This window comes from Micromonospora sp. DT228 (assembly GCF_049841595.1).
Lineage (GTDB): Bacteria > Actinomycetota > Actinomycetes > Mycobacteriales > Micromonosporaceae > Micromonospora.
This window is the reverse complement of sequence record NZ_JBNCKO010000019.1, coordinates 97649-118061: the sequence shown is the minus strand read 5'-3', so window position 1 is coordinate 118061 and position 20413 is coordinate 97649. Positions and strand designations below refer to the sequence as shown.

Sequence of the window (20413 nt, the reverse complement as noted above, 5' to 3'; positions counted from 1 at the left end):
CTGTCGAGCACCGACGCTAGGCGGCCGGGTCGGTGGCCCACCCGACATCCGCTGCCCGCATCGGTCGGGTGCGCGCGCACCGATCGTCGTGTCGTAGCCTGGCGGACTTTGGTTCCGAAGGAGGTTGCCGTGGCCGAGTATCCGCAGGACGTCGTAAAGCGTTTCCACGGCACCCCCGAACAGGTCGACGCCGGTCTGGTGGGCGAGCCGCCACGGACGTGGGAGTCCGTCGTCATCGAGGAGTACGACCCGGCCTGGGCGCGGCGGTTCGTCGCCGTTCGCTCGTCGCTCACCGAGGCGCTGGGTGGTCTGGTCATCGGGGTGGAACATGTCGGGTCCACGGCGGTGCCGGGGCTCGCGGCCAAGCCCGTCATCGACGTCGACCTGGTCATCGAGGACACCGCCGAGGAGTCCGGCTACCTCCCCACCCTGGAACGGCTCGGCTACCGGCTCGTCCTGCGGGAGCCCTGGTGGCACGGTCACCGGATGCTGCTCAGCGCCGCCGAGGACGTCAACCTGCACGTCTGGCCGCAGCACGCGCCGGAACCCGTCCGCCATCGGCTCTTCCGCGACTGGCTGCGCTCACACCCGCACGACCGGGAGCTATACGCCGCGACGAAGCGGCGCCTCGCGCGGGACACCGCGCACCGGCCACGCGACTACAGCCTGGCGAAGAACGACGTCATCGACGAGATCTACGCGCACATCTTCGCCGCGTGAGGCCCGCCGACGACTGCCAGCCGGCGCTCAGCGGTCCGGGACCCCGCACGGCTCGGGTGGCTCTCGGGGTCCTATCCGAAGGTGAAGGCGTACGCCGCCGCGCCGGGCTCGCCGAACGTGATCTCCAGGGTCCGCTCGCCGACCACGCCGTCCTGGCGGATGAGCTGGTAGAGGCGGCCGTCCGCCAGCACACCGTTGCCGTCGGCGTCGACGTCGACGCCGTGGGACGGGCCGGGAGGCTCGCCGTCGAGCAGCACCCGGAACGGGATCGACTGTCCCGCCCCGGGGGCCAGCACGAGATGCGCGTCGCGGGCGTGGAACCGGAAGGCGATGCCACCGCCGGCCCGGTCCAGAACGACGTTCTCCGGCCCGATCGTCCACTCCCCCGCCAGCGCCCACTGGTTGAGGCCCAGGCTCGCCGGCAGGTCGTAGGCGCGGCGTTCGTCGAGCGCCGGGCCGCTCGGCGACGCGAAGTGTTCACCCCTACTGAAACCGAGGTACGTCTCGGGCGTGCGCAGGTTGCCCCAGTCGGCCTCCGCCTCCGGGCCGAGCCCCTTGACGGGTACGGGTTTCCGCTCGATGCCGAGCAGTTGCTGAAGCACCCGCTCGGACTGCTCGTAGCGGCCCTCACCGAAGTGTTCGTCCCGGATGACCCCGTCGGTGCCGACGAAGTACAGCGCCGGCCAGTACTGGTTGGCGAGGGCACGCCAGATCGCGTAGTCGTTGTCGACAGCCACCGGGTAGTCGATCGACCGGGCCGCCACCGCCCGCCGCACCCAGTCGACGTCGTGCTCGAACGAGAACTCCGGGGTGTGCACCCCGATCACGACCAGCCCGTCATCGCGGTAGGCCTGCGACCAGGCCCGCACGTACGGCTCCTGGCGCAGCCAGTTGATGCAGGTGAGCGTCCAGAAGTTGACCAGGACGACGCGCCCACCCAGGTCGGCGAGGCCGAGTGGCTCGGAGTTGAGCCACTCGGCCGCCCCGTTCAGCGGGGGCAGGTGCACGGCCATCTAGCGCAGCGACCGGAAGGCGGTACGAAGCTCCTCGGAGAAGATCTTCGGCTGTTCCCAGGCCGCGAAGTGCCCGCCCTTGTCGAGCTTGTTGAAGTAGATGAGGTTGGGGTACGCCTGCTCGGCCCAACTCTGCGGCGCCTCGTACAGCTCGTCGGGAAAGACGCTCACGGCGACCGGGACGTTCACGCCCTTGGCGGCGAAGAACGACAGCTTGTTCTCCGCGTACAGCCGGGACGCGGAGACCGCGGTGTTCGTCAGCCAGTAGAGCGAGATGTTGTCCAGGATGTCGTCGCGGGTGAGGCCCGCCGTGGCCCCGTCGAAGACCTGCGCGATCAGGGCCAGACTCTTCGCGTCGTGGTCGAGCAGGAAGGACGCCAGGCCGACCGGGGAATCCGCCAGCCCGGTCAACGTCTGCGGACGCGTCGCCATCATCAGGGCGTACGCGACGTGCTTCCAGACGTAGTTGACTTCCTCTGCGGCGCGCATCTCGTCGTCGGACAGACCGGACGGCAGCGAGCCCATGGCGTTGTTCGCGCCCGTCGTGTCGCCCTGGAACAACAGGTCGATGTCGGGTGGCACCGCGCCGGGCATGTTCGTGTGGATGCCGAGCAACTCCGGCGGCGCCTGCTTGCCCATCTGGTCCACGATCACCGCGCCCCAGTCGCCACCCTGGGCGACGAACCGGGAGTAGCCGAGACGCTTCATCAGCTCGGTCCAGGCGGTCGCGATCTTCTCCGGGTTCCAGCCCGACGCGGTCGGCTTGCCGGAGAAGCCGTGCCCCGGCAGCGACGGGATCACCAGGTGGAAGGCGTCCGACGCGCTGCCGCCGTGCGCGGTGGGGTCGGTCAGCGGTTCGATGATCTTCATCTGTTCGATCACCGACCCGGGCCACCCGTGGGTGACGATCAGCGGCAGCGCGTCCTCGTGCTTCGAGCGCACGTGGATGAAGTGGATGTCGACGCCGTCGACGGTGGTCATGAACTGCGGTACGGCGTTCAGGCGCGCCTCGACCTTGCGCCAGTCGTACTCCTTCTCCCAATAGCGGGCAACGGCCTGAATGGTCGCGAGTGGCACGCCCTGCGACTGGTCGTCCACCGTTTCCTTGTCCGGCCAGCGGGTGGCCGCGATGCGCCGTTTCAGGTCGTCCAGGTCCGCCTGGGGAATGTCGACCGAGAACGGCCGAATCTCCGTGGTGCCGGGGCGAGTCTTGGTCTTGACAGCCATGCGTGTTCCTCTCCGTCTAGGTTTGCGCCTCGTGAGGGGAATCATGGGGTGAAGGCTCTGCCCGGACGTGTGTGCCAATTCGAGATGGGCACGCCGCCGCCATATCTCGGAGCCTAGAACGCCGTGCCCCGGGCTCGTGGCGATACGAGCAGTCCCTCACCGGTCCTGCCCGGGGGCGGCTACCGCGTGCTCGGCGGCTCGGCTGACCTGCTCCCAGCCCGCCCAGGTGTCCATCCGCCGGCGGGAGACGTCGAAGGCCAGGTCGTACACCATGCTCCCGAGCAGGAGCCGCAGCGGCGGGTCGTCGCTGTCGACAAGGCGCAGCAACGCCTCGGCGGCCAGCCGGGGTTCGCTGTCGACCGATCCCTGCGCCCACTGCCGTTCCAGCTCGGTGCGCAGCGGCGCGTAGACCGCCATCGGATTGGTGGCACTCAGACTGGTGTAGAGGTCGGTCCAGTAACCGCCCGGCTGCACGATGCTGAGTGTGATGTCGAAGGCCGCCGCCTCCATTGCCAACGCCTCGCTCATGCCCTCCAGGGCGAATTTGCTCGCGCTGTACATTCCGGTGCTCGGAAAACCGCCGAGCGCGGCGATGCTGGACACCTGCACGATGTGGCCGGACCGTTGGGCGCGCAACTGCGGCAGCACCGCCTGACTGACCCACAACGCGCCGAATAGATTGACCTCGAACTGGGCTCGCGCCTGCGCCTCGGTGAACTCTTCGACCATTCCCATGGACAGGGTGCCGGCGTTGTTGACGACGATGTCGAGCCGTCCGAAGTGCTCGACGGCGGCGGCCACGGCGGCGAAGACCGCCGCCCGGTCGGTCACGTCGAGGGTCAGCGCCAGCAGCCGGTCGCCGTGCCGCTCGTCGAAGTCGTCCCGGGCGATGGTCCGGGAGGCGGCGACCACCCGGTCCCCACGATCGAGCGCCGCGTCGGCGAAGGCGCGGCCCAGGCCGCGGCTGGCGCCGGTGATGAACCAGGTACGCATGTCGGTCTCCACTCCTCAAGCGAGACGAGACGGTCCGTCTCGTTACGAAGGAGATTAGGCCGCGTCACCCCTGCCGTCAAGACGAGACGGTTCGTCTCGCCACTGATATCGTGGTGCCCCATGACGCCCAACACGGCCCGCCGGAGAGAGACCTCCCGACGCGCCATCCTCACCGCGGCCTTCGACCTGCTCCAGGAGATCGGGTACGCGAAGGTCAGCATCGAGGGCATCGCCGCGCGCGCCGGCGTCGGCAAACAGACCATCTACCGCTGGTGGCCGTCCAAGGGCGCGGTCATCTTCGACGCCTTCCTCATGCTCAGCGAGGCCACCGAGGGTGGGCCGCCGACGTTGCCGGACAGCGGCGACCTGACCGCCGACCTGACTCTTGTGCTCCGCGCCACGGTCGAGGAGATGAACGACCCCCGATACGAGCAGCCGATGCGCGCGCTGGCCACCGAGATCGCGCTCGACCCCGAGCTGGCGGCGGCCTACGCCGAACGCCTGGACGGGCCGTTGAAGGAGGCCAAACGGCAGCGCCTGCGCAGCGCCCAACAGGCCGGACAACTGGCCGAGGACATCGACCTGGACGTGGCGGTGGACCTGATCTGGGGACCGTTGTTCAGCCGATGGTCGCAGCGCAGCGGCCCGCTCACCGCCGACTACGCCGACCTCGTCGTCAGCACCGCCCTCAACGGGTTGCGCCCCCGCCGGCCCGCTTGATCCACTCGGCTTCCATGAATCCGGCCCATCCCGGGCCCCAGGACACCGCGCCTTCCGTGAAGCCGAGTGGAGCGCGCCCGCCGATGAGGAGCCTGGCTGGCGTGGCCCGTCCGGGATCAGTAGGCGCGCCGCCTACAGTCGAGCCCTTCAGCACGGCCGGAGCGTCGGCGTACCGGAGCATCAACTCGACTGGGGCGAGTGACCGCGGCCGACACGGTCGGTGACGGCAGCGCGGATGTCAGGCCGGCGTTGTTGCACCGCCGCGAGCTGGTGCGGCAACATCAGGCGCCGTGACGGCACCAGGTACGGACCCCGCGAACGACACCCCGGACGACACCAACGGAACACCCCGGCGGAATCGGCGGGTCAGACACCTGTTGACCGGCGCCGGAGTCACCGCCCTGGCCGCCGTACTCGGCATCACCCTCGCCGTCCGTGGCGGCGCCACCCCGGCCTGCGCCGCGCCACCGACGGGAAACACCGTCCACAAGGTGAAGGCCAGCTTCTACGACGCCGGCCGCTCGGGCGGCAACTGCTCCTTCCCGGGCCCACCGGCGGACCGGCTCTACGTGGCCGTCGGCTCGTCGGCGTACTCCGGGTCCGCGGCCTGCGGCAGCTACCTGGACGTGACCGGCCCGAAGGGGACCGTCCGGGTCATGGTCATGGACCAGTGCGGCGGGTGCGGGACCGGCAAGATCGACCTCTCCACCGAGGCGTTCACCAAGATTGCCGACCGGGCGCAGGGCATCGCGCAGGTGACGTACCGGGCGGCGGTGAACCCTCCGCTCGACGGCGGCCTCACCTTCCGGCTGAAGGGCGGCGCCTCGCGGTACTGGTTCGCGGTGCAGGTCGGCAACCACGGCAACCCGCTCCGCTCGGTCGAGGCGAAGGGGCCCGGCGGTGGCTTCCGCAAGGCGGCCCGCCAGAGCGACAACTACTGGACCGTCGAGGGTGGCCTCGGCGCCGGGCCGTACAGCATCAGGGTCACCGACGTGTACGGGCGCCAGGCGACCGCCACCGCCATCCGGATGGTCACGAAGCAGGTCCAACGCAGCACGGCCGTCCTCACCGCCCCCACACCCACGCCCAGCAGTTCACCCTCGGCGCCGCCGTCCGTCGCGCCCTCGCCGACTCCGTCCGAATCGGTCGCGCCAACGGCGACCGTCGAAGCGCTCGCCGGTGCCGCCCCGCTCAACGCCCCCCGCTGCTGACCGCGCGGTGGTCGATGTCCTACGGCTGGAGCCGCTGCTGTTTCCCGCCGAGTTCCTCTCGCACCGTCTGCGGGTGCTCGTCAACGGCGTGGACGTCGTGGCGTCGACGTACCCGCCCGACGGCTTCCATGGAGAGCCGGTAGCGGGATCGATGCCTTCGTGGTTGCTGGGACCGAATGGGCTCGCTGCCACACCGGAAGCCCGAGAGGTCCAGGTAGGCGGATCCGACACGAGCGAGGACAGACTAACGGTCTTCGTTCGTCGGGCCGGCAATGAAGTGACGTGGGACGGTTGGCGGCTGACAGTCATCGGCAGGGTACTGAAGGAAGGACCGGAGATCGGGCTGGGCGACTTCCGGTTCGACTTGCACGCGTACGCGGAGGAGATTGCCCGGGCGACGGAGCGAGCCAACCGGATGTGGCCGGCCCGCTCGGTTGCCGAGAGCCTCCAAGCCACCGTCTGGTGTGACGGGTGGGGGCAGGACGGCGGAGCCTGGATCCGCAGCTACGTCGCGATCCGCGCACCCGAGGACCGCCCGGATGTTGTCGAGATCGGCTACTACGCTCGTGCCCTGAGCGGGGAGCGCTATGCCTTGCCGGGCAGATATGTCATGACCTTCCCGGTCGACGGTACTGACCCGGATCTTCAGGCCCAGGCCATCGCGCACCGACTGAATCACGAGGACCTGAAACCGATGTCGGTCCACCACCCCCGTCGACGAGGCCGGTCGTGACCGGCAGCCGCGCTGAGGCTTCCGGACCCGTCAAGCCGGATCTTCGGCTGGCTCGCGGCCCAGGATGGTCCGCGCCAGCGCGGCGAGTTGGGTCCGCAGCTCGTCGTCGGCCCGTCCGCCGAGGTCGTCCTCAAGACGACTGGCAAGCGCGGTGACGGCCGGAAGCAGATCGTCCAGCTGACTGCCCTCGTATCCCACCACGTAGAGACCGTGTGTCCCCACCTCGGCGGTGATGCGCCGGTCGAGGATCCGCTCGGACGTGTCGGCCGCGATCAGTGCCACAGCGGTTGACACGTCCGGCTCCGAGAGCCCGAGTTCGGCGATGACCGCCGCTAGACGCCGATCCGCGTCGTGCGCCGACAGTGTCCGAGCTGACTCCGACGCGAGCGCCACGACGGCCTCACCGTCGACGCCGGCAACCAGCAGGTCGCAGGCCAGCATCACCGCGTGGTACGGGTCGACGCCATCGAGCAGCGCTCGGGCCTGTTCGACCCGGAGCCGGCGAAGGAGTGTGGTGTCCACGACCCGAGGCTAAGCGGGCGGGGCACGCCATGTCTCGCCTCGGCCACGCCGGTGTGCCTACCTGGCTCCGCGGATCGCTCGTGCCGCGATCGTGAGCAGTACGTCGAGGAGCCCCCACGTCCGGTACAACGCGTACAGGAGCCACACGCCGAACAGGCAGACGGCGGCGATGATCAGGGCAGCGCCCACAATTGCAGAGTCCTCGCCCGCCCGACCGCCCACGATCCCGACGGTGCCCACGACGCCGAGCAGCACCACAGCGCGCCCCACCCCCTGCACCGCGTGCCAGAGGGCACTCGCGTATGCGGAGGCGGGCAGGGCGTCTGGTGCGAGCGTGCTGGGCGACGTCTCGGGTGCCGCCATCGCCAATTCCTGGAGTTGCCGCCCAGCGGAGCGGTCCCGCTCGTACGGGGAGACTCGCAGGACCGCCTCCAACGCGCAGAGGTCGTCTCGGCTACGTAGCCGTCCGGTGCGGGGATCGCTGAGCAGTAGGTCGGCGATCGGACGCCCCTTGTGTCCTGGCTGGGTGAGCAGCCAAGCCTTGCCGTAGCCCCGCACCGAGCCGGGTCGCAGAATGTCGACGATTCCGGAGTGCAGGCTCGTCGGGTGGGTGGGGGCGTCCACGCCGATCACGAGGTCCGTCCCGTTGATCATCGCTGACCCGTCCACCAGGTCCCGGCAGTCGCCAAAGATGAGCCAGATCTTGATCGTCGCGGCGACGATCCCCACCACGCACGCGACAAGCACGATCCCGCCGAGCAGCTCGTCGCCGTGTGTCGCCACGCCGATGAGCAGCAGTGCGGGGACGAGGACGAGCAGGTACCAGCCGGCGAACAGCAGGGCCCTGCGCCGATCCAGCCACCGTGTCAACCGGGCGTGGTCAGGCTCGTCGGGAAAGCGCCGCAACGGGATCGCGCCGGCTGGCCGTGTCAGCTGTCGGCAGAGGTTGTGGAAACGGTCACCGGCCAGCGCGGCCAGGTCCCGTAGGAGTAGATCCTGTCCGTAGTCCACCTCACTCAACTGACACAGCTCCACGGCGGCCTGGCCTCCCAGACCACTCTCCTCAGTGGGCGGAACTCCCACGCTCACCCCGACCGCGGGCACCAGTAGCAGCCGAGGGGCCGCAGTGATACCCCGACGGGCCGTTGCGGGGGCATCGGCGAGCACGACGGCCGCGACCTCGTCCCACCGCAGGTAGCGGTTGACCTTCGGTGTCCGCACCGACCAGCCGCTCGCGTCGACGTCGACGCGGAACGGCAGCACCGCGTGCCGCACCAGCGGGCCACCGATCGCCAGGCCGAACAGCACAACCGCCGCGCAGAAGAGCAGACCGACCCAGCCGAGACCTCCCGTCACCGCCCCGTGAGCGACCGAGGCGGCTCCGCCGAGCAGCAGCATCCCGAACAGGAACGCGACCACGCGGTCGATGAACGGGCGCCGCAGCTTCACCTGATCATCTTCCGACACGGGGTCAACGCCCCTACCGGCCAGCACGCGGCCTCAGACTCGACCGGACCGGCGAGGCCGCCGGGCCAGGGACAACCACCCGAGGAACCGGGCGTGCATCGCCGGCAGGTTCGGACGCAGACCCAGACCGTGTACGTCGTCGATCGCCTCGTGCATCGACGCCGCCAGGTAGAACGCCAGGGCGATCGAATGACCGTAGAACTCGGCCGCGAGGTCGAGCTGCGCCGGGCCACACGGCCAGGGCGCGGCGCAGTTGCGGCACAGCCACGCCGGGCGCATCGGCAGGTGTGGGCGAGGACGGGCGGTCATCCGACCCGCACCGGACCTCTGCGGACGGGCCGGCGCCTGGTGGGCGTGGTCGGCGCGGCGGGCTGGGCCTGGAACCGTACGCCCCCGCGCCGCACGTACAACTCTCTCCGCGCCACCGCGTCGCCGGCGGCGTTCAGCTCGTAGGCCTCGATCCACACCCAGCCGTCGTACGTGTGCCGCTCGGGCAACTCACGGATGACACGCACGAAGATCGGACGCAGGAACTGCACGCTCGCGGCCGTGGTGAGGAGGACCACGTCGCCGGCCTTCATCGTCGCGATCACCACAACCCCCAGGGGTACGCGAAAACGCGGCTCACACCCGAACGCCGGACGTGGAGACCCATCGACTCGGGCGGTCGGGGGCCGTAGGGGGCGGTTGTCGCAGCCAGGTTCGCGGGCTTTGGCATCTCGGGCTTGGGCACCTCGGGCTTGGGCACCTCGGGCAGGTTGTCGGGCACGGTCTCCCCCTGGTGTCTATTGGGAAGGGGCCGCTCCCGTGAGTGCTCGCCCGCCGGCAGCGGCCCCGCTACGAACGCGACCACCGGGCCTCGTGATCCCCCCGGCCGCGCCGCCTGGTGACACTCTGCTGTGGAGACGACTACGCTCGATAGGTACGCCCGGCGTCCGGGCTGACCTGGCCTAACAGAGTTCCGACGTGTGGCACCCCGGGTAGTCGATCTTCGAGTTGAGGAGCGTTGCGTGGCTGACGTACCAGGTCCGTTGTCGGCGTTCATCGTGGGGGAGATCCGCCGCGCCCGAGGATTCTCCGGCATGACGCAAGAGTCGTTCGGCCGCGCGGCGGGCTTCAGTGCCTCACACGTCAGCGCCGTGGAGGGCGGCACGCGTGCGCTGACGATCGACTTCATCAAGGGCGCTGATCGGGCGCTTAACAACGGTGGGCTCTTCGAGCGCCTGGCGACGACGTTCGGCGCACCGTCGTGGTTCCTACCCTGGCTGGACGCCGAACGCGAAGCGGCCCAGCTTCGCTACTTCGAGCCCAACCTGATCCCTGGCCTACTACAGGTCGAGCACTACGCCCGTACCGTCCTGCGGACAGTCGAAAGCCTCACCGATGACGAGGTTGAGCAACGCGTGGAGAGTCGCATGAGCCGGCAGGCGATCCTGACCGGTGAGCGCCGGCCACAGTTCGTCGCCGTGCTGGACGAAGCCACGATCCGGCGCACGGGCGATGGTCTCGGCGGGATCATGGCCCAACAGGTAGCCCACCTGGTCGCGATGGCCGAGCTTCCGCACGTTCACGTCCACGTCATTCCGATCGCCAGCGGCCTGCACATCGGGCTGTCCGGACCATTCGCGCTGGCTCGATCGAGTGGGGGCGTGTGGGTTGGACACCTCGAAAACCAGCTTGGCGGAGACGTCATCGACAAGGACGATCAGGTAGCTACGCTTCAGGCAAGGTGGGAGAGCGTCCGGAACGAGGCGCTACCGCGCCGGCAGTCCATCGACCTGCTGAAGGAAGTTGAGAGCCATCATGGACCTCAGTAACGCCCGGTGGCGCAAGTCCACCCGCAGCGGCGCGAGCGGCGGCAACTGCGTCGAGGTAGCGAGCAACCTGCCCGGTGTGGTGGCCGTCCGCGACTCGAAGGACGCCGCCGGGCCAGCGTTGACCTTCGCCCCGGCAGCCTGGGCCACGTTCGTCGACCAGGTCGCCGAGCGGCGGTAGGGCGCGTCCGACCAACGCAGACGTTCTCGTCGCAACTCGGTGCAAGACTGCCGGGGTGACCGAACGCCTCGCGCCTGTCCTCCGGACCACTGACGCCAACGCTGCGGCGGCCTGGTACTCCCGCCTTGGTTTCGTGCGGCAGTGGGAGCATCGGTTCGCCCCTGACCTGCCGCTGTATGTGAGCATCGCCCGCGGCGATGTGGAGATCCATCTGTCGGAGCACACCGGGGACGCGCGGCCGGACACCCTGCTGTATCTGTACGTCGACGACATCGATGCCGCGGCTGCTGCCTGCGGTGTGGGCGCGGTCGGACAGCAGGACTGGGGACGTGAGTTCGAGGTGGTCGACCCGGACGGCAACCGGCTCCGCGTCGGGGCAACCCACCGGTGAGCCGATACTGCCTTACGTGCGGTTGCCGTTCGGATTGCTGAGGTCAGAGGGGATGCGTTCGTCTAGGTCGGGCTCGACGTGCAGTAGTTGTCCAGCCCATGCCGTTACCGGTTGGCTGTTGTCAGGAGCGACTGCTGGCCTCGGCCATGGCGGCTCGCATGTCGGCTGTGTGTTCGTCGGCGAGGTCGGATCGGCCGTGATATTGCGCCGGCGTGTTGTGGAACAACGCGACACGCCACGTTCCGTTCTGCTGCACCGCGACCAGCGACTGCACTGCGTTCACCGCCGGGTTCACATCTGTCTGGCCCGGTGGGACCATTCCGACCCGCGCTTTCAGCAGCGCGACCGCCGGACCGAGTGGACGCACCTCCTGCACTCTCCACACGTAGGAGGCGGTCGGGTGGTCCGTGAAGATCGGCGCCAGGTGTCCCTCCAACTCCGACGCGTCGACTTGGCTGCCGTCGAAGCCGACAAGCGAGGCGTCGTCAGCGAACAAGGCGGCGTACCGGCGCGCGTCGCGGTCGTTCCAGGCGGTCAGCAACTCCTCGTAGAGCCGCTCTATGGCGGCGGTCTCCTCAGCCATGGCTCTCATCCTGCCACGCAGGGTAACGACGGACCGGTCAGTGCCATACCGTTGATGCCGGTCGCCGTAAACGCCGACCGACGACGTCAACCACGCGCCCGGGATGGAGTGCCGGTGAGTCAGCCGTACCACGCAGTCGCCGCATGGCGTGCCGCCGGCGAGGCAGGTGACGCCGCGGCGGCGGTCGCCGCTTTCAGCCCGGAGGTCACACTGGTTTCGCCGATCACCGAGCAGTTCGCCTTCCACGGTCGCCAACAGGTACGCGATCTGCTTGAGGTGGCCCTGGCCGCGATCGACGGCATCACCTACACCGACCAGGTCGCCGAGGGCCGTACCGTGGCGCTTTTCTACGAGGCCCACATCGGCGACCGGCGTCTGTACGAAGCGCAACGCCTGCGCCTGGCCGCGGACGGCCTGATCACCGAGATCACGCTCTTCATCCGCCCCCTGCCGGCGCTGACCCGGCTGATGACCAGGCTCGGACCCGAACTGGCCCGGCGCAACAAACAACCAGGCCTTGCCCGGCTCATCCCGTTGGCCGCCGGCATGTTGCACTCGATGGCCGACAGCGGGGAACTTCACATCATGCCGCGTGCCGCGCCTCGATAGCGGAGCTACCGCAGAAGCTCCCCCGCCAGGAGCGCGGCCCGGTAAGCCTCACCCGGCGAACGTGAAGATTCTGCCGTTCGACGGCGCCTGCCGCGGTTGTCCGTGGAACCGGTGAACGCCGACCGAGAACAGCACGTCGGACGGCGCGTCGAAGGCCTCCTCGGCGAAGCCTGCGGCGGCGAACCAGCCGCGTACCGCCGGGGTGAGATCCGGATCGCGGCGGGTCCTGGTCCAGACCACTGTGGCGTCGGGTGCGCACAGCCGAGGCATCGCGTCGATTGTTGCCCGCACGTCCTGCTCGCTGATGTTGCCCAACACCCCGGCGAGAACGACCAGATCGGCAGGGACGACCATCCGGTACGCGGCGAAGTCGCCCGCATCGGCGTGGGTGACGGTGAACCCGGTGAGCTTGGCGGCGGCGATGCCCGCCCGGGCGGCGGCCACGTTTCGAGGGTCGTACTCGATCAGTTCCGCTCGTACCCGATCAGCGTCCGGGCGCGGCGCAAGGGCGCCGATGAGGTCCCGCCCCTGTCCCGCGCACACGCTGACCACCCACAGCAAAGGGTCCGACCGTCGGTCCAGCCAGTCGTTGATGTGCTGCTGGACGAGCCGAAGCCTGCGCGACAGCGGCGACGTGTCGTCGTCGTACGGCAGATGCCAGTCGTGCCAGTCGGTAGCCGCGGTCACCCAAGCCATGCTGTCACCTGGTGGGCGGCCACCGGCGCGGCGGCGCGCGGGAGATGACGCGGGGGCGCATTTCCATGCTGGGCAAGGTTCTCTGTCGCGTCCCCCGATGCGTGAAGGAGCCAGTTGACTGACTGGGTGACGATCGGGACGGTTACCAGTGTGGATGCTGCCGTGACACGGAGGATCGAAGGTTGACTGACGTAGATGGGTTCTCGTTGCGTGGCGGCATCCGCGTGCTTCCCACGGTCGGGGGTGGTGTTCGGGCGGACTCGGGCTGGCCGATGGCGAGGCTGCGGGCGGACTCGCACTCCATCACGCTGCGGGAGATCTGGGCCGGCACTCTGGTGATCACCGCCGACAATCTGATGGCGATCCGACGGTGGCGCAGCGCCGGGTTGGAGTTCGAGGTTGCCGATCATGATGAGGTGTGGATGTTCCGGGCGCTCAATGTCGATCGACTGATCAATCGCCTCGCGGCACTCGGATGGACCACCGAACGGTGACTGCCTCTCCTGCCGAGATGGGATCACAACGGGAGGTCTCGGCAGCCCGTGCGTTGACGAGGCACCCGGCCACGGCACAGATCAGCGCATGACCACCGACGACCCTCCGGCGTCTGCCGCGAGTGAGCCGCAACCGCCTCGCGAGATGCCGCTCCGCACGATGTGGCTCTTCGGCGCATTTGGGGCGGTGGCCGCCATCGCCGCCCTGGTGATCGCTCCGACGAACCCCGTCGGCTGGATCATGCTTGCCGCGCTCGGCGGGCTCGCCTGGCTGACACGTGTCGAACTGCGACGGCGCGACGCGACACAACCCTCAGACGACCAGCCGTAGCGGCGGCCCGCCTCGGCGTGCCCGACGCAGCGGTCAAACGGGGCCGACGATCCGGCTCGCCTGAGGTCGCGCCGGCGACAGCCCGCAGTCATCTCACAGCGCACCGACCAGGTCGCCCGCCGAGCGGCCGCAGCCAGCCACCAGCTAGGCGCCGCGAGCCTCGCCGGTGTCAGGCAGATCGAGGTACGCCAGCAGCCGCAAGAGCCCACTCAGGTGGCCGATGTCGTGCCACAGCGATACGACGTCCTCCGGATCTCGCTGGAGGAGACCGGACAACTCCGCGAGATCGTCGCTGCTCTGCCCACAGTCGATCGCCAATTCCGGCTGCGCGGCCATCGTGTATGCCGCGCGAAGATCGACGTTCCAGTAGTAGCCGACGTCGAGCTGTGCCAGCTGGATCTCAGGGCCGTACCGGCTCTCCGCCGCGTCCAACAGCATCGCGCACGCTCGGCGCAAGTCCGCGATCCTCAGCACCTCGTCCGCCTCAGTCACGCCTCATGATCCCCCGGTCGGTGTGACCTGACCAGTCGATTCATGATCGACAGGACAATCCTGGAGTCTCGGCGTAGGGCGCACCTGCACGGACGGCCCGGCCGGGGAGCCCGCCCTCGCGCGGCTGGAGCTAGCCGAGGGGCAGCACGGTGACGTGACGGGGCACCCTCGCGGCGACAGGTGTCTTGGAACCCGACGGGCCGTCCCCAGTGCCGCACTGACCCTGACTGACGTCCCGCTTCGTGTCTGTGTCGAGCGGACCCGCATCATCGCGCGGACCAGCGGCGGATCTGTTGCGCCGGCTTGTTTGGACGGCGATCCGGTCAGCGCCGTCTTGTCGCACCTGCGGAACCAGCTAACCCACCTGTTGTCCCGATTGCCGTCATAGACGACGAGCGCCGCCTCTTCCTCGTCACGATCGACCCCGAGCTGCAGGACGTCCGAGGACTCCTTGCCGTCAAGCCTGCGGTAGTCGAGGTCCAGGAACGGCCAGCCTTCCGTCGTGACCCGGAAACTCCATCTGCCCGATCCGGAGGTCGGCGCGACGCCGTCGAACTCCGTCCGGATGCGGTACCCCTCGACGTAGTTCGGATCACCCATCAACTCGTCCAGGTGAGTCTTCGAGAGCCCGGTTATCTCGAAGGTGTCATCGGCCTTGAGGGTGAGGATCTCCCGCTCGGAGCCGCACCACACGCCAGGCATGTCGTGTTTCTCGGGCAGCGGTGCGGATGGCGAGGCGCAGGCCGCGGTGACCACGGCCACGACCGCCAGCGTTGTCGACCAACGCCGAGCAGGAACCAGGTTCGGCGGCCCACCAAGTCCGGCGGAACCGAGTCCCATGAGTCCTCCTTGCCCAGCGCAACCGAACCACCGTAGCGGGCGTGGTCGCCGCAGGTACCGCCGGCAGGTCGGGGGGCATGCGCCCCGCCGGAACCCGGCGCAACCACTGCCGGCGCGGTCACCCGTGATTATGGAGCGGCTGCCTGCCACGCCGCCGTCACGCACAGCTCGTCGACAGTCCACCGGCCGGCGCGTTCGCCGTCGCGTAGGAGCCGCCGTACCCGGGGCAGATCCACTGTCGGTGGAACATCGAGGACGACAAGCCCGAACATGCCAGCCCCGCTCACCTGCAGCGGGGCGAAGTCAGCCAGGACACCCTCCTCGAAATGTTCGCGATCATTGTCGTCAGGGGCCCAGATGCGGATCGCGCAGTAACCCGATGCCGTGACCTTCTCCTTGACCCACCACTGGCCCTCGTGATCGCGCTCAACCCGGAAGACGTCGTGCATCGCGGCGTCAAACGCTGCCCACGGCGCACTCGGCAGCCGTACCCGATCCGGCGCCACCGGTATCGCGCCCATCCCCATGCTCGTCGCATTGCTGCCGGGCGGCATGAGAAACCACACCTGAACCCACTCGTCCGGCAGTTCGGGCATCACGTTCCTCCTCTCTGGACGATCAGCGTTCTGCCGACGGACACCCTGAGCACGCGGGGGCCAACCGTCGCGAGGACCAGGACGCCGGCCGAGCTTATTAATCATGGACGCTGCGCGCCTGCGACGATCGCAGCGTGAACAGTCATGACGGTGAGCCCTGTCCCGAGTGCGGGCACGCGCCGCAGGCGCACCCGAGGCCGGACTATCGCAACCTTTCTATCTGCGCGGCCTGCATCTGGGAGGAGGACGAGGGGCTACGTGATGTCGAGGCCATGTGCAGCAGGGCCTTCCCAGCGGTGCGGGCGGGTGACTAACCGGGCGACGACACGTGCGGGCAACGGCGGGGCCCGCTCGGCCAGCACAACGTGCGGGTAGCCCCGCAGCGTGACGCAGCGTCGGCGTGACCGAGGTTCAGCTCAAGCGACGACAGCGACCAGCCCGGACAAGGTCATTATCGAGCCGCCACCCTCCGGAGTTCACTCAGCCACTCGTTGCCGAGCCTGTGGCCGTTGGGGAACTGGTCATCGAGATTCCAGCGCCACGTAGTGATCATCGCCAGCATGAGAGTCCGGCAATCTCGAAGTAGATGGTGATCGACTCCCGGGTAGTGGTCTTCGACCTCGTTGGGTGCGTGGGCCAGGTCGAACTCGATCGGCCCTCGGCAGCACGTCTCGAAGTCGATGAAGAGCGGGCCGCCCTGGGTCGAGAGCAGATTGCCCGGATGAGGTTCGCCGTGCAGGTCCTGACATGCCGTTGAGCGGACGGCTCGGCGGAGAAGCACTAGCTCGGTTCGGCTGCGCCGTACCTCACCGGACCGAGCTCGGCGGGCAGGTTGCGCGCGGCCAATGACACGGCCTCCTCCGCTGTAGCGGTCTCGCCGAGTTCCTGTCCCATGTAGCCCATCGTGACGATGTAGTCCCTGCCTCGCCTGGCGTGCAAGCACACCAGGACGCCGCGGGAGAGGCTGGGCCGGGTGCTGGTGGAGAACCGCAAAGACCAATGGCTGGTGAAGGGGTAGAGCTGCCGTAGCGTGGGCTCGGCGTACGCGGCCTCGATGAGCGCGTGGTACTCGGGCCAGTTCACCTCCGCTGCCTCCGTACGCAGGTGCCGCCACTCCGATTCGACCAGCCCTGCCGGATCGCGGTCGGGCACCTCGAACCGTCCAGTCAGTTTCACGAACGACGCAGCCTGGGGGATCTCGGTCAGGGGCGCTCCGTCATGCCACGCCTGCGCGGCTCGCGCCACCTGAGCGAGATCCACCGTGTCTCCTTCGATCAAGGCCAGACCTTGGTCGCGCTCGCAGCCGCGAATAAACCACCGTCGCTCTACGTGGCTGGCGGACACCTCCAACGCCTCACGATGCGGGACGGTGGCCGGAACGACAGCGCCATGCAATGAACTGGACGCCGTAACCGGCACGGGGATGGACAGCCCTTGCCGGACGGCGACGGCTCGCAACGCTGCCGCAAGGCTGCCCTCGGCAGCAACCTCCGGATAGAGAACAACAGGATCGGGGTAGGTCGGCACGGCTCACGATTCTGCCTCACCACCCTGCCAGGACAGCCGCGAGACGGCCGGGATCGAGTCGACTCGAAGCACCCGCTCTTGCCGCGATCAGCGCGCTGGTGTCGCAGATCAACTGGCGGACGAGTGTTGCGCATCAGTCGACGGAGGACATCACGTATCGGTCTCTGCTGCCGAATTTCTCTGTTCTGGATCAAGGCACCGCGCTCCGCGCGGTGCGGGGCGGCAAGCCCGGCCGGCGGCAAGCCGCCCCGGTCGCCTACGGCGCCGGGGCGGTGAGCCACCGACAGCCGCCGGGACACCGCCCCACAGTCGGATCTCAGCTCAGCGCGAGTTCGTCTGGGAAGCGCTCGTGAAGCGCTGTGACCACATGCCGCAGGCAGTAATCGAGGCTGTGGCCGTCGACCCTTATCGCCGCACCATCGAGCCGCTGACCCGAGATCACCACGGTCCAGGGCTTGCGCTCCCGCTCGCCGTCAATCTTGACCAGCCCGACCAGACCCATCTCCCCCAGGTGCTCCAGCAGCTCCGGCACGCACTCATCCCACCTCATCCACGAATGGGACCACCAAGACCGCTACGGAAGCCAGCGGGTCAGCCTGGTCGCGTGCCGGGGCTTCCGTCTGCCGCGCCAGTCCAACCCCGGGACTGGCTTGCCACCGGATCACTGGGTCGCGCCACCAGCTCCACCACCAGGACGTGCCGAACATGCACGGCCGCCGGCCCCAGCCGGAACGGTCGGGCGTGGACCCGGAGACGGCCCAATGCGGCACTGCCAGCCCGACCCGAGAAAAGGTCAACTGAGCCAGCGCTCAGGGCGTCTCCAGGGCGTCAGGGCGTCCTCAGGGCGTCAAACGCCGACCAATGTTGACCATGAACGACCATCGACACCTGAACATAGAGCCAGCTCAGAGCCCCGATCAGGTCTCTGAGCTGGTGGGCGACGGACGAGTCGACCTGTACGCCGGATTCTGTGCGCGGCGCGTACCCCAAAGGGTTTGCGCCGGCGGCGGCCATCCATCTCGGCCTGCCGTTGCCGGCAGGCTCCAGCGGCCTACCCGCAGACATCGGGCGGGCAGCCCTCAAGCGTCTGCGCCGGGTCGTCATCTTGCGGTGACGGCCCTTGCTTGGCCTTGCTCCGGGTGGGGTTTACCGAGCCACCCCGGTCACCCGGGGTGCTGGTGGGCTCTTACCCCACCGTTTCACCCTTACCGTCCCCGTTGGGGGTCGGCGGTCTGTTTTCTGTGGCACTGTCCCGCGGGTCGCCCCGGGTTGCCGTTAACAACCACCCTGCCCTGTGGAGTCCGGACGTTCCTCGGCGGCGGGCCGGAGCCCGCCGACGCGACCGCCCGGTCGACTCGTCCGTCGCGCCCTCATCCTAACGGCGTGGTGGGGACGCCCCGTTCCGCCCCGGCTCGGCTCGGCCGATGACGATGGCGGGGCCGACGGGCCGTGGGGATTACCCGAGGGCGCTCAGGCCCCCAGGCGCGCTGTCCACGACACCACGTCGGCGACCGTGGAGTTGCCGCCGCAGAGCACGAGACCCAACCGGGCATCGTCACCCACCCGCTCCCGTACGAGGCGGGCGGCCGGCAGCAGGCATCCGGCGGCCGGCTCGGCCCAGACCTTCGCATGTTCGGCCAACTCCACCGTCCCCCGCACCGCCTCGGCGTCGGAGACCACGAGCACGTCGCTGACCAGGGCATTCACGTGGTCGTAGGTGAGCCGCGAGACGGTCGGCGCGCTGAGCGTGGTGACGATCGACGACAGCGGCACCTCGACCGGCCCACCCTTGGCCAGGGCCTGCGACATCGCCTGCGCGCCCTCGGTCTCCACGCCCCAGACCCGTACCCCCGGCCGGCGTGCCCGCAGCGCCGCGGCCACCCCGGCGATCAACGCCCCGCCGCCGACGCTGACCAGCACGTCGGTCAACTCACCGGCGTCGTCGGCGAACTCCAATCCGACCGTGCCCTGCCCGGCGAGCACCACCGGGTCGTCGAACGGGTGCAGCAGGGTCAGGCCGTCCTCCCGCAGCCGGGACATGAGCGCGAACGCGGCGGCCATGCCGTCGGTCAGATGGACGTCGGCACCGGTCGCGCGGGCCACCTCGACGGCACGCGCCGGCGCCGTGCGGGGCATCACCACGGTCGCCGCCACGCCCAGGGCACCGGCCATCACCGCGACCGCGATGCCGTGGTTGCCGCCGCTGACCGCCAGCACGCCCGCCGCCCGCTCGGCGTCGTCCAGGACGAGCAGCTTCGCCGCCGCGCCACGCGCCTTGAACGACCCGGTACGTTGCAGCAGCTCCAGCTTGGCGGTGACGGGCACGCCGAGCAGCTCGGACAGGCCGGGGCTGGGCACGGTTGGTGTGTGGACCACATGGCCGGCGATCCGGTCGGCGGCCGCCTCGATGTCCGCGAGCTCGATCATCACCGAAGCGTGCCACAGCAGCGGCACGGGCCAGCCTGCGGATGTGATCCCCATCAGCGATACCGGGTCAGCAGCTCCGCCCGAAGGTCGACGCCGGTGGTGGTGGACACCGAATCGACGTCCCCGAGCCGCAGCGCGGGGAAGTCTTCCAGCTGATATTCGGAGATCAACCCGAACATGACCTTGGCATCCGGTATCCAATAGTGTTCGAGGGAAGCGAAATGCACCCGCCTGACGTGATAGATCTCCACGCCCGCGCTGACGAGCCGGTCGGCCACCTCCTCGAACGGCACCCGGGGCGGGAAGCTCCCGTACCGGCTACCGATCACCTCGGGGACCATGCCATCGAACCGATGCAACCTCCAGGCGTGGACGATGACGCAATCACAGATCCACTCGCCCGACCCGTCGTGGAAGTTGGCGTCGACGAACCCGAACTGCCGCACCAGGTGGCGATCGTTCCCCGACCCCTCGTCGAAGTCGGACCCCAGTACGCCCGGCCAGTGGTCCGGACGGGAACCGAGACCGACGCCAAGGACCATGCCGGTGACCGCGAAGTCAACGAAGAAATCCAGAGGCGAGGACATCCCGGTAGTCCACCCCCAGCTTCCAGCGTTTGCCACCCCGGTCACCCGGGGTGCCCACGGAAACCGGACAACCGATTCCGGTATTGCAGGCCGTATCAGCTCAGTGCGGAAGGGGACAATCCGCCGGAGGGTCCCCGGTACGGGACTGCCGTCCGGATGCGGGTGAACGGTCGGGCAGATGGTGGCCCTGAGGGTGCGAGTGGTTGATACGTGTGCGAACCTCGTCAGAGCATTTGTGC

26 protein-coding genes and 1 other RNA gene are annotated in these 20413 nt (G+C 68.9%); 10 read left to right on the top strand and 17 right to left on the bottom strand.

Annotated elements, in window-relative coordinates; translation table 11 throughout:
• The first annotated feature begins 129 nt into the window (after positions 1-129).
• Positions 130-720: a GrpB family protein gene (locus ACLQ29_RS29675; RefSeq protein WP_425774706.1), complete on the top strand. Its 591-nt coding sequence runs from the start codon at positions 130-132 to the stop codon at positions 718-720.
• A gap of 71 nt (positions 721-791) precedes the next feature.
• Here the strand turns inward: ACLQ29_RS29675 and ACLQ29_RS29670 are convergent, their stop codons facing one another.
• The 3 genes from ACLQ29_RS29670 to ACLQ29_RS29660 all read right to left on the bottom strand — a co-directional run bounded on the left by ACLQ29_RS29670 (position 792) and on the right by ACLQ29_RS29660 (position 3953).
• Complete coding sequence (locus tag ACLQ29_RS29670) at positions 792-1733, bottom strand: redoxin domain-containing protein (protein ID WP_425774705.1); 942 nt, start codon at positions 1731-1733, stop codon at positions 792-794.
• On the bottom strand, positions 1734-2960 hold the full coding sequence (locus ACLQ29_RS29665) for an epoxide hydrolase family protein (RefSeq protein WP_425774704.1): 1227 nt from the start codon (positions 2958-2960) through the stop codon (positions 1734-1736).
• 156 nt (positions 2961-3116) lie between these two features.
• Positions 3117-3953, bottom strand: coding sequence for an SDR family oxidoreductase (locus ACLQ29_RS29660; RefSeq protein WP_425774703.1), 837 nt, complete (start codon positions 3951-3953; stop codon positions 3117-3119).
• A 120-nt stretch (positions 3954-4073) separates the two neighbouring features.
• On the opposite strand from ACLQ29_RS29660, the gene ACLQ29_RS29655 reads away from it, so the two are divergent.
• The 3 genes from ACLQ29_RS29655 (at position 4074) to ACLQ29_RS29645 (ending at position 6617) form a co-directional block, all read left to right on the top strand.
• A complete protein-coding gene (locus ACLQ29_RS29655) occupies positions 4074-4673 on the top strand; it encodes a TetR/AcrR family transcriptional regulator (RefSeq protein ID WP_425774702.1) in 600 nt (199 codons plus the stop codon).
• A gap of 290 nt (positions 4674-4963) precedes the next feature.
• Positions 4964-5884 carry an expansin EXLX1 family cellulose-binding protein gene (locus ACLQ29_RS29650; RefSeq protein ID WP_425774701.1) on the top strand — a complete coding sequence of 307 codons (921 nt, stop codon included), beginning with the start codon at positions 4964-4966 and terminating at the stop codon, positions 5882-5884.
• A 7-nt stretch (positions 5885-5891) separates the two neighbouring features.
• Positions 5892-6617 (top strand): hypothetical protein, encoded by a 726-nt coding sequence (locus ACLQ29_RS29645; protein ID WP_425774700.1) that lies wholly within the window; start codon positions 5892-5894, stop codon positions 6615-6617.
• Between the two features lie 30 nt (positions 6618-6647).
• Here the strand turns inward: ACLQ29_RS29645 and ACLQ29_RS29640 are convergent, their stop codons facing one another.
• Genes ACLQ29_RS29640 through ACLQ29_RS29625 form a run of 4 tightly spaced genes read right to left on the bottom strand, consistent with a single transcriptional unit; the run spans position 6648 to position 9199 of the window.
• The gene (locus ACLQ29_RS29640) at positions 6648-7139 is read right to left on the bottom strand and encodes a hypothetical protein (RefSeq protein WP_425774699.1); all 492 of its coding nucleotides are present in this window, start codon (positions 7137-7139) and stop codon (positions 6648-6650) included.
• Positions 7140-7196: 57 nt separating this feature from the next.
• Entirely contained in the window at positions 7197-8588 is a 1392-nt protein-coding gene (locus ACLQ29_RS29635; RefSeq protein WP_425774698.1) for a hypothetical protein, read from the bottom strand.
• A 51-nt stretch (positions 8589-8639) separates the two neighbouring features.
• Positions 8640-8915 (bottom strand): hypothetical protein, encoded by a 276-nt coding sequence (locus tag ACLQ29_RS29630; protein ID WP_425774697.1) that lies wholly within the window; start codon positions 8913-8915, stop codon positions 8640-8642.
• Complete coding sequence (locus ACLQ29_RS29625) at positions 8912-9199, bottom strand: hypothetical protein (RefSeq protein WP_425774696.1); 288 nt, start codon at positions 9197-9199, stop codon at positions 8912-8914. The genes ACLQ29_RS29630 and ACLQ29_RS29625 overlap by 4 nt, the downstream gene beginning before the upstream one ends.
• 417 nt (positions 9200-9616) lie before the next feature.
• Here ACLQ29_RS29625 and ACLQ29_RS29620 point away from each other — a divergent pair, with 417 nt between their 5' ends.
• The 3 genes from ACLQ29_RS29620 to ACLQ29_RS29610 are packed head-to-tail and all read left to right on the top strand — an operon-like array spanning position 9617 to position 10992.
• Positions 9617-10423: a helix-turn-helix domain-containing protein gene (locus ACLQ29_RS29620; protein WP_425774695.1), complete on the top strand. Its 807-nt coding sequence runs from the start codon at positions 9617-9619 to the stop codon at positions 10421-10423.
• A complete protein-coding gene (locus ACLQ29_RS29615) occupies positions 10410-10601 on the top strand; it encodes a DUF397 domain-containing protein (RefSeq protein ID WP_425774694.1) in 192 nt (63 codons plus the stop codon). Before ACLQ29_RS29620 ends, ACLQ29_RS29615 begins: the two co-directional genes overlap by 14 nt.
• 55 nt (positions 10602-10656) lie before the next feature.
• Positions 10657-10992 (top strand): glyoxalase superfamily protein, encoded by a 336-nt coding sequence (locus tag ACLQ29_RS29610; protein ID WP_425759711.1) that lies wholly within the window; start codon positions 10657-10659, stop codon positions 10990-10992.
• Positions 10993-11113: 121 nt separating this feature from the next.
• On the opposite strand, the gene ACLQ29_RS29605 is transcribed toward ACLQ29_RS29610, so the two are convergent.
• Entirely contained in the window at positions 11114-11575 is a 462-nt protein-coding gene (locus tag ACLQ29_RS29605) for an SgcJ/EcaC family oxidoreductase (protein ID WP_425774693.1), read from the bottom strand.
• A gap of 114 nt (positions 11576-11689) precedes the next feature.
• On the opposite strand from ACLQ29_RS29605, the gene ACLQ29_RS29600 reads away from it, so the two are divergent.
• Positions 11690-12184 carry a nuclear transport factor 2 family protein gene (locus ACLQ29_RS29600; protein ID WP_425774692.1) on the top strand — a complete coding sequence of 165 codons (495 nt, stop codon included), beginning with the start codon at positions 11690-11692 and terminating at the stop codon, positions 12182-12184.
• A 48-nt stretch (positions 12185-12232) separates the two neighbouring features.
• Here ACLQ29_RS29600 and ACLQ29_RS29595 read toward each other — a convergent pair whose 3' ends face one another.
• Positions 12233-12880 carry a class I SAM-dependent methyltransferase family protein gene (locus tag ACLQ29_RS29595; RefSeq protein ID WP_425774691.1) on the bottom strand — a complete coding sequence of 216 codons (648 nt, stop codon included), beginning with the start codon at positions 12878-12880 and terminating at the stop codon, positions 12233-12235.
• A gap of 182 nt (positions 12881-13062) precedes the next feature.
• Between ACLQ29_RS29595 and ACLQ29_RS29590 the strand changes: the two genes are divergently transcribed.
• A complete protein-coding gene (locus tag ACLQ29_RS29590; RefSeq protein ID WP_425774690.1) occupies positions 13063-13374 on the top strand; it encodes a hypothetical protein in 312 nt (103 codons plus the stop codon).
• An 88-nt stretch (positions 13375-13462) separates the two neighbouring features.
• A complete protein-coding gene (locus ACLQ29_RS29585) occupies positions 13463-13705 on the top strand; it encodes a hypothetical protein (protein WP_425774689.1) in 243 nt (80 codons plus the stop codon).
• Between the two features lie 144 nt (positions 13706-13849).
• Here the strand turns inward: ACLQ29_RS29585 and ACLQ29_RS29580 are convergent, their stop codons facing one another.
• The 8 genes from ACLQ29_RS29580 to ACLQ29_RS29545 all read right to left on the bottom strand — a co-directional run bounded on the left by ACLQ29_RS29580 (position 13850) and on the right by ACLQ29_RS29545 (position 20210).
• Positions 13850-14197, bottom strand: a complete 348-nt coding sequence (locus ACLQ29_RS29580) for a hypothetical protein (protein ID WP_425774688.1) — start codon at positions 14195-14197, stop codon at positions 13850-13852.
• A gap of 3 nt (positions 14198-14200) precedes the next feature.
• Positions 14201-14959 carry a hypothetical protein gene (locus tag ACLQ29_RS29575; RefSeq protein WP_425774687.1) on the bottom strand — a complete coding sequence of 253 codons (759 nt, stop codon included), beginning with the start codon at positions 14957-14959 and terminating at the stop codon, positions 14201-14203.
• Between the two features lie 206 nt (positions 14960-15165).
• A complete protein-coding gene (locus ACLQ29_RS29570) occupies positions 15166-15633 on the bottom strand; it encodes a DUF4265 domain-containing protein (protein ID WP_425774686.1) in 468 nt (155 codons plus the stop codon).
• Between the two features lie 780 nt (positions 15634-16413).
• On the bottom strand, positions 16414-17160 hold the full coding sequence (locus tag ACLQ29_RS29565; RefSeq protein WP_425774685.1) for a DUF6193 family natural product biosynthesis protein: 747 nt from the start codon (positions 17158-17160) through the stop codon (positions 16414-16416).
• Positions 17161-17476: 316 nt separating this feature from the next.
• Complete coding sequence (locus ACLQ29_RS29560; protein WP_425774684.1) at positions 17477-17692, bottom strand: hypothetical protein; 216 nt, start codon at positions 17690-17692, stop codon at positions 17477-17479.
• Between the two features lie 409 nt (positions 17693-18101).
• An RNA gene (gene rnpB, locus ACLQ29_RS29555) (RNase P RNA component class A) lies at positions 18102-18518 on the bottom strand.
• Positions 18519-18630: 112 nt separating this feature from the next.
• Positions 18631-19587 carry a threonine/serine dehydratase gene (locus ACLQ29_RS29550; RefSeq protein ID WP_425774683.1) on the bottom strand — a complete coding sequence of 319 codons (957 nt, stop codon included), beginning with the start codon at positions 19585-19587 and terminating at the stop codon, positions 18631-18633.
• 53 nt (positions 19588-19640) lie between these two features.
• Positions 19641-20210 carry a hypothetical protein gene (locus ACLQ29_RS29545; protein WP_425774682.1) on the bottom strand — a complete coding sequence of 190 codons (570 nt, stop codon included), beginning with the start codon at positions 20208-20210 and terminating at the stop codon, positions 19641-19643.
• Between the last annotated feature and the right edge of the window lie 203 nt (positions 20211-20413).

What these genes read in the sequence shown, in the direction of transcription:
- ACLQ29_RS29670 (WP_425774705.1), bottom strand. Translation starts at nt 1,733, where the DNA reads ATGGCCGTGCACCTGCCCCCGCTGAACGGGGCGGCCGAGTGGCTCAAC.
- ACLQ29_RS29665 (WP_425774704.1), bottom strand. Translation starts at nt 2,960, where the DNA reads ATGGCTGTCAAGACCAAGACTCGCCCCGGCACCACGGAGATTCGGCCG.
- ACLQ29_RS29660 (WP_425774703.1), bottom strand. Translation starts at nt 3,953, where the DNA reads ATGCGTACCTGGTTCATCACCGGCGCCAGCCGCGGCCTGGGCCGCGCC.
- ACLQ29_RS29655 (WP_425774702.1), top strand. Translation starts at nt 4,074, where the DNA reads ATGACGCCCAACACGGCCCGCCGGAGAGAGACCTCCCGACGCGCCATC.
- ACLQ29_RS29630 (WP_425774697.1), bottom strand. Translation starts at nt 8,915, where the DNA reads ATGACCGCCCGTCCTCGCCCACACCTGCCGATGCGCCCGGCGTGGCTG.
- ACLQ29_RS29615 (WP_425774694.1), top strand. Translation starts at nt 10,410, where the DNA reads ATGGACCTCAGTAACGCCCGGTGGCGCAAGTCCACCCGCAGCGGCGCG.
- ACLQ29_RS29605 (WP_425774693.1), bottom strand. Translation starts at nt 11,575, where the DNA reads ATGGCTGAGGAGACCGCCGCCATAGAGCGGCTCTACGAGGAGTTGCTG.
- ACLQ29_RS29595 (WP_425774691.1), bottom strand. Translation starts at nt 12,880, where the DNA reads ATGGCTTGGGTGACCGCGGCTACCGACTGGCACGACTGGCATCTGCCG.
- ACLQ29_RS29585 (WP_425774689.1), top strand. Translation starts at nt 13,463, where the DNA reads ATGACCACCGACGACCCTCCGGCGTCTGCCGCGAGTGAGCCGCAACCG.
- ACLQ29_RS29570 (WP_425774686.1), bottom strand. Translation starts at nt 15,633, where the DNA reads ATGCCCGAACTGCCGGACGAGTGGGTTCAGGTGTGGTTTCTCATGCCG.
- ACLQ29_RS29550 (WP_425774683.1), bottom strand. Translation starts at nt 19,587, where the DNA reads ATGATCGAGCTCGCGGACATCGAGGCGGCCGCCGACCGGATCGCCGGC.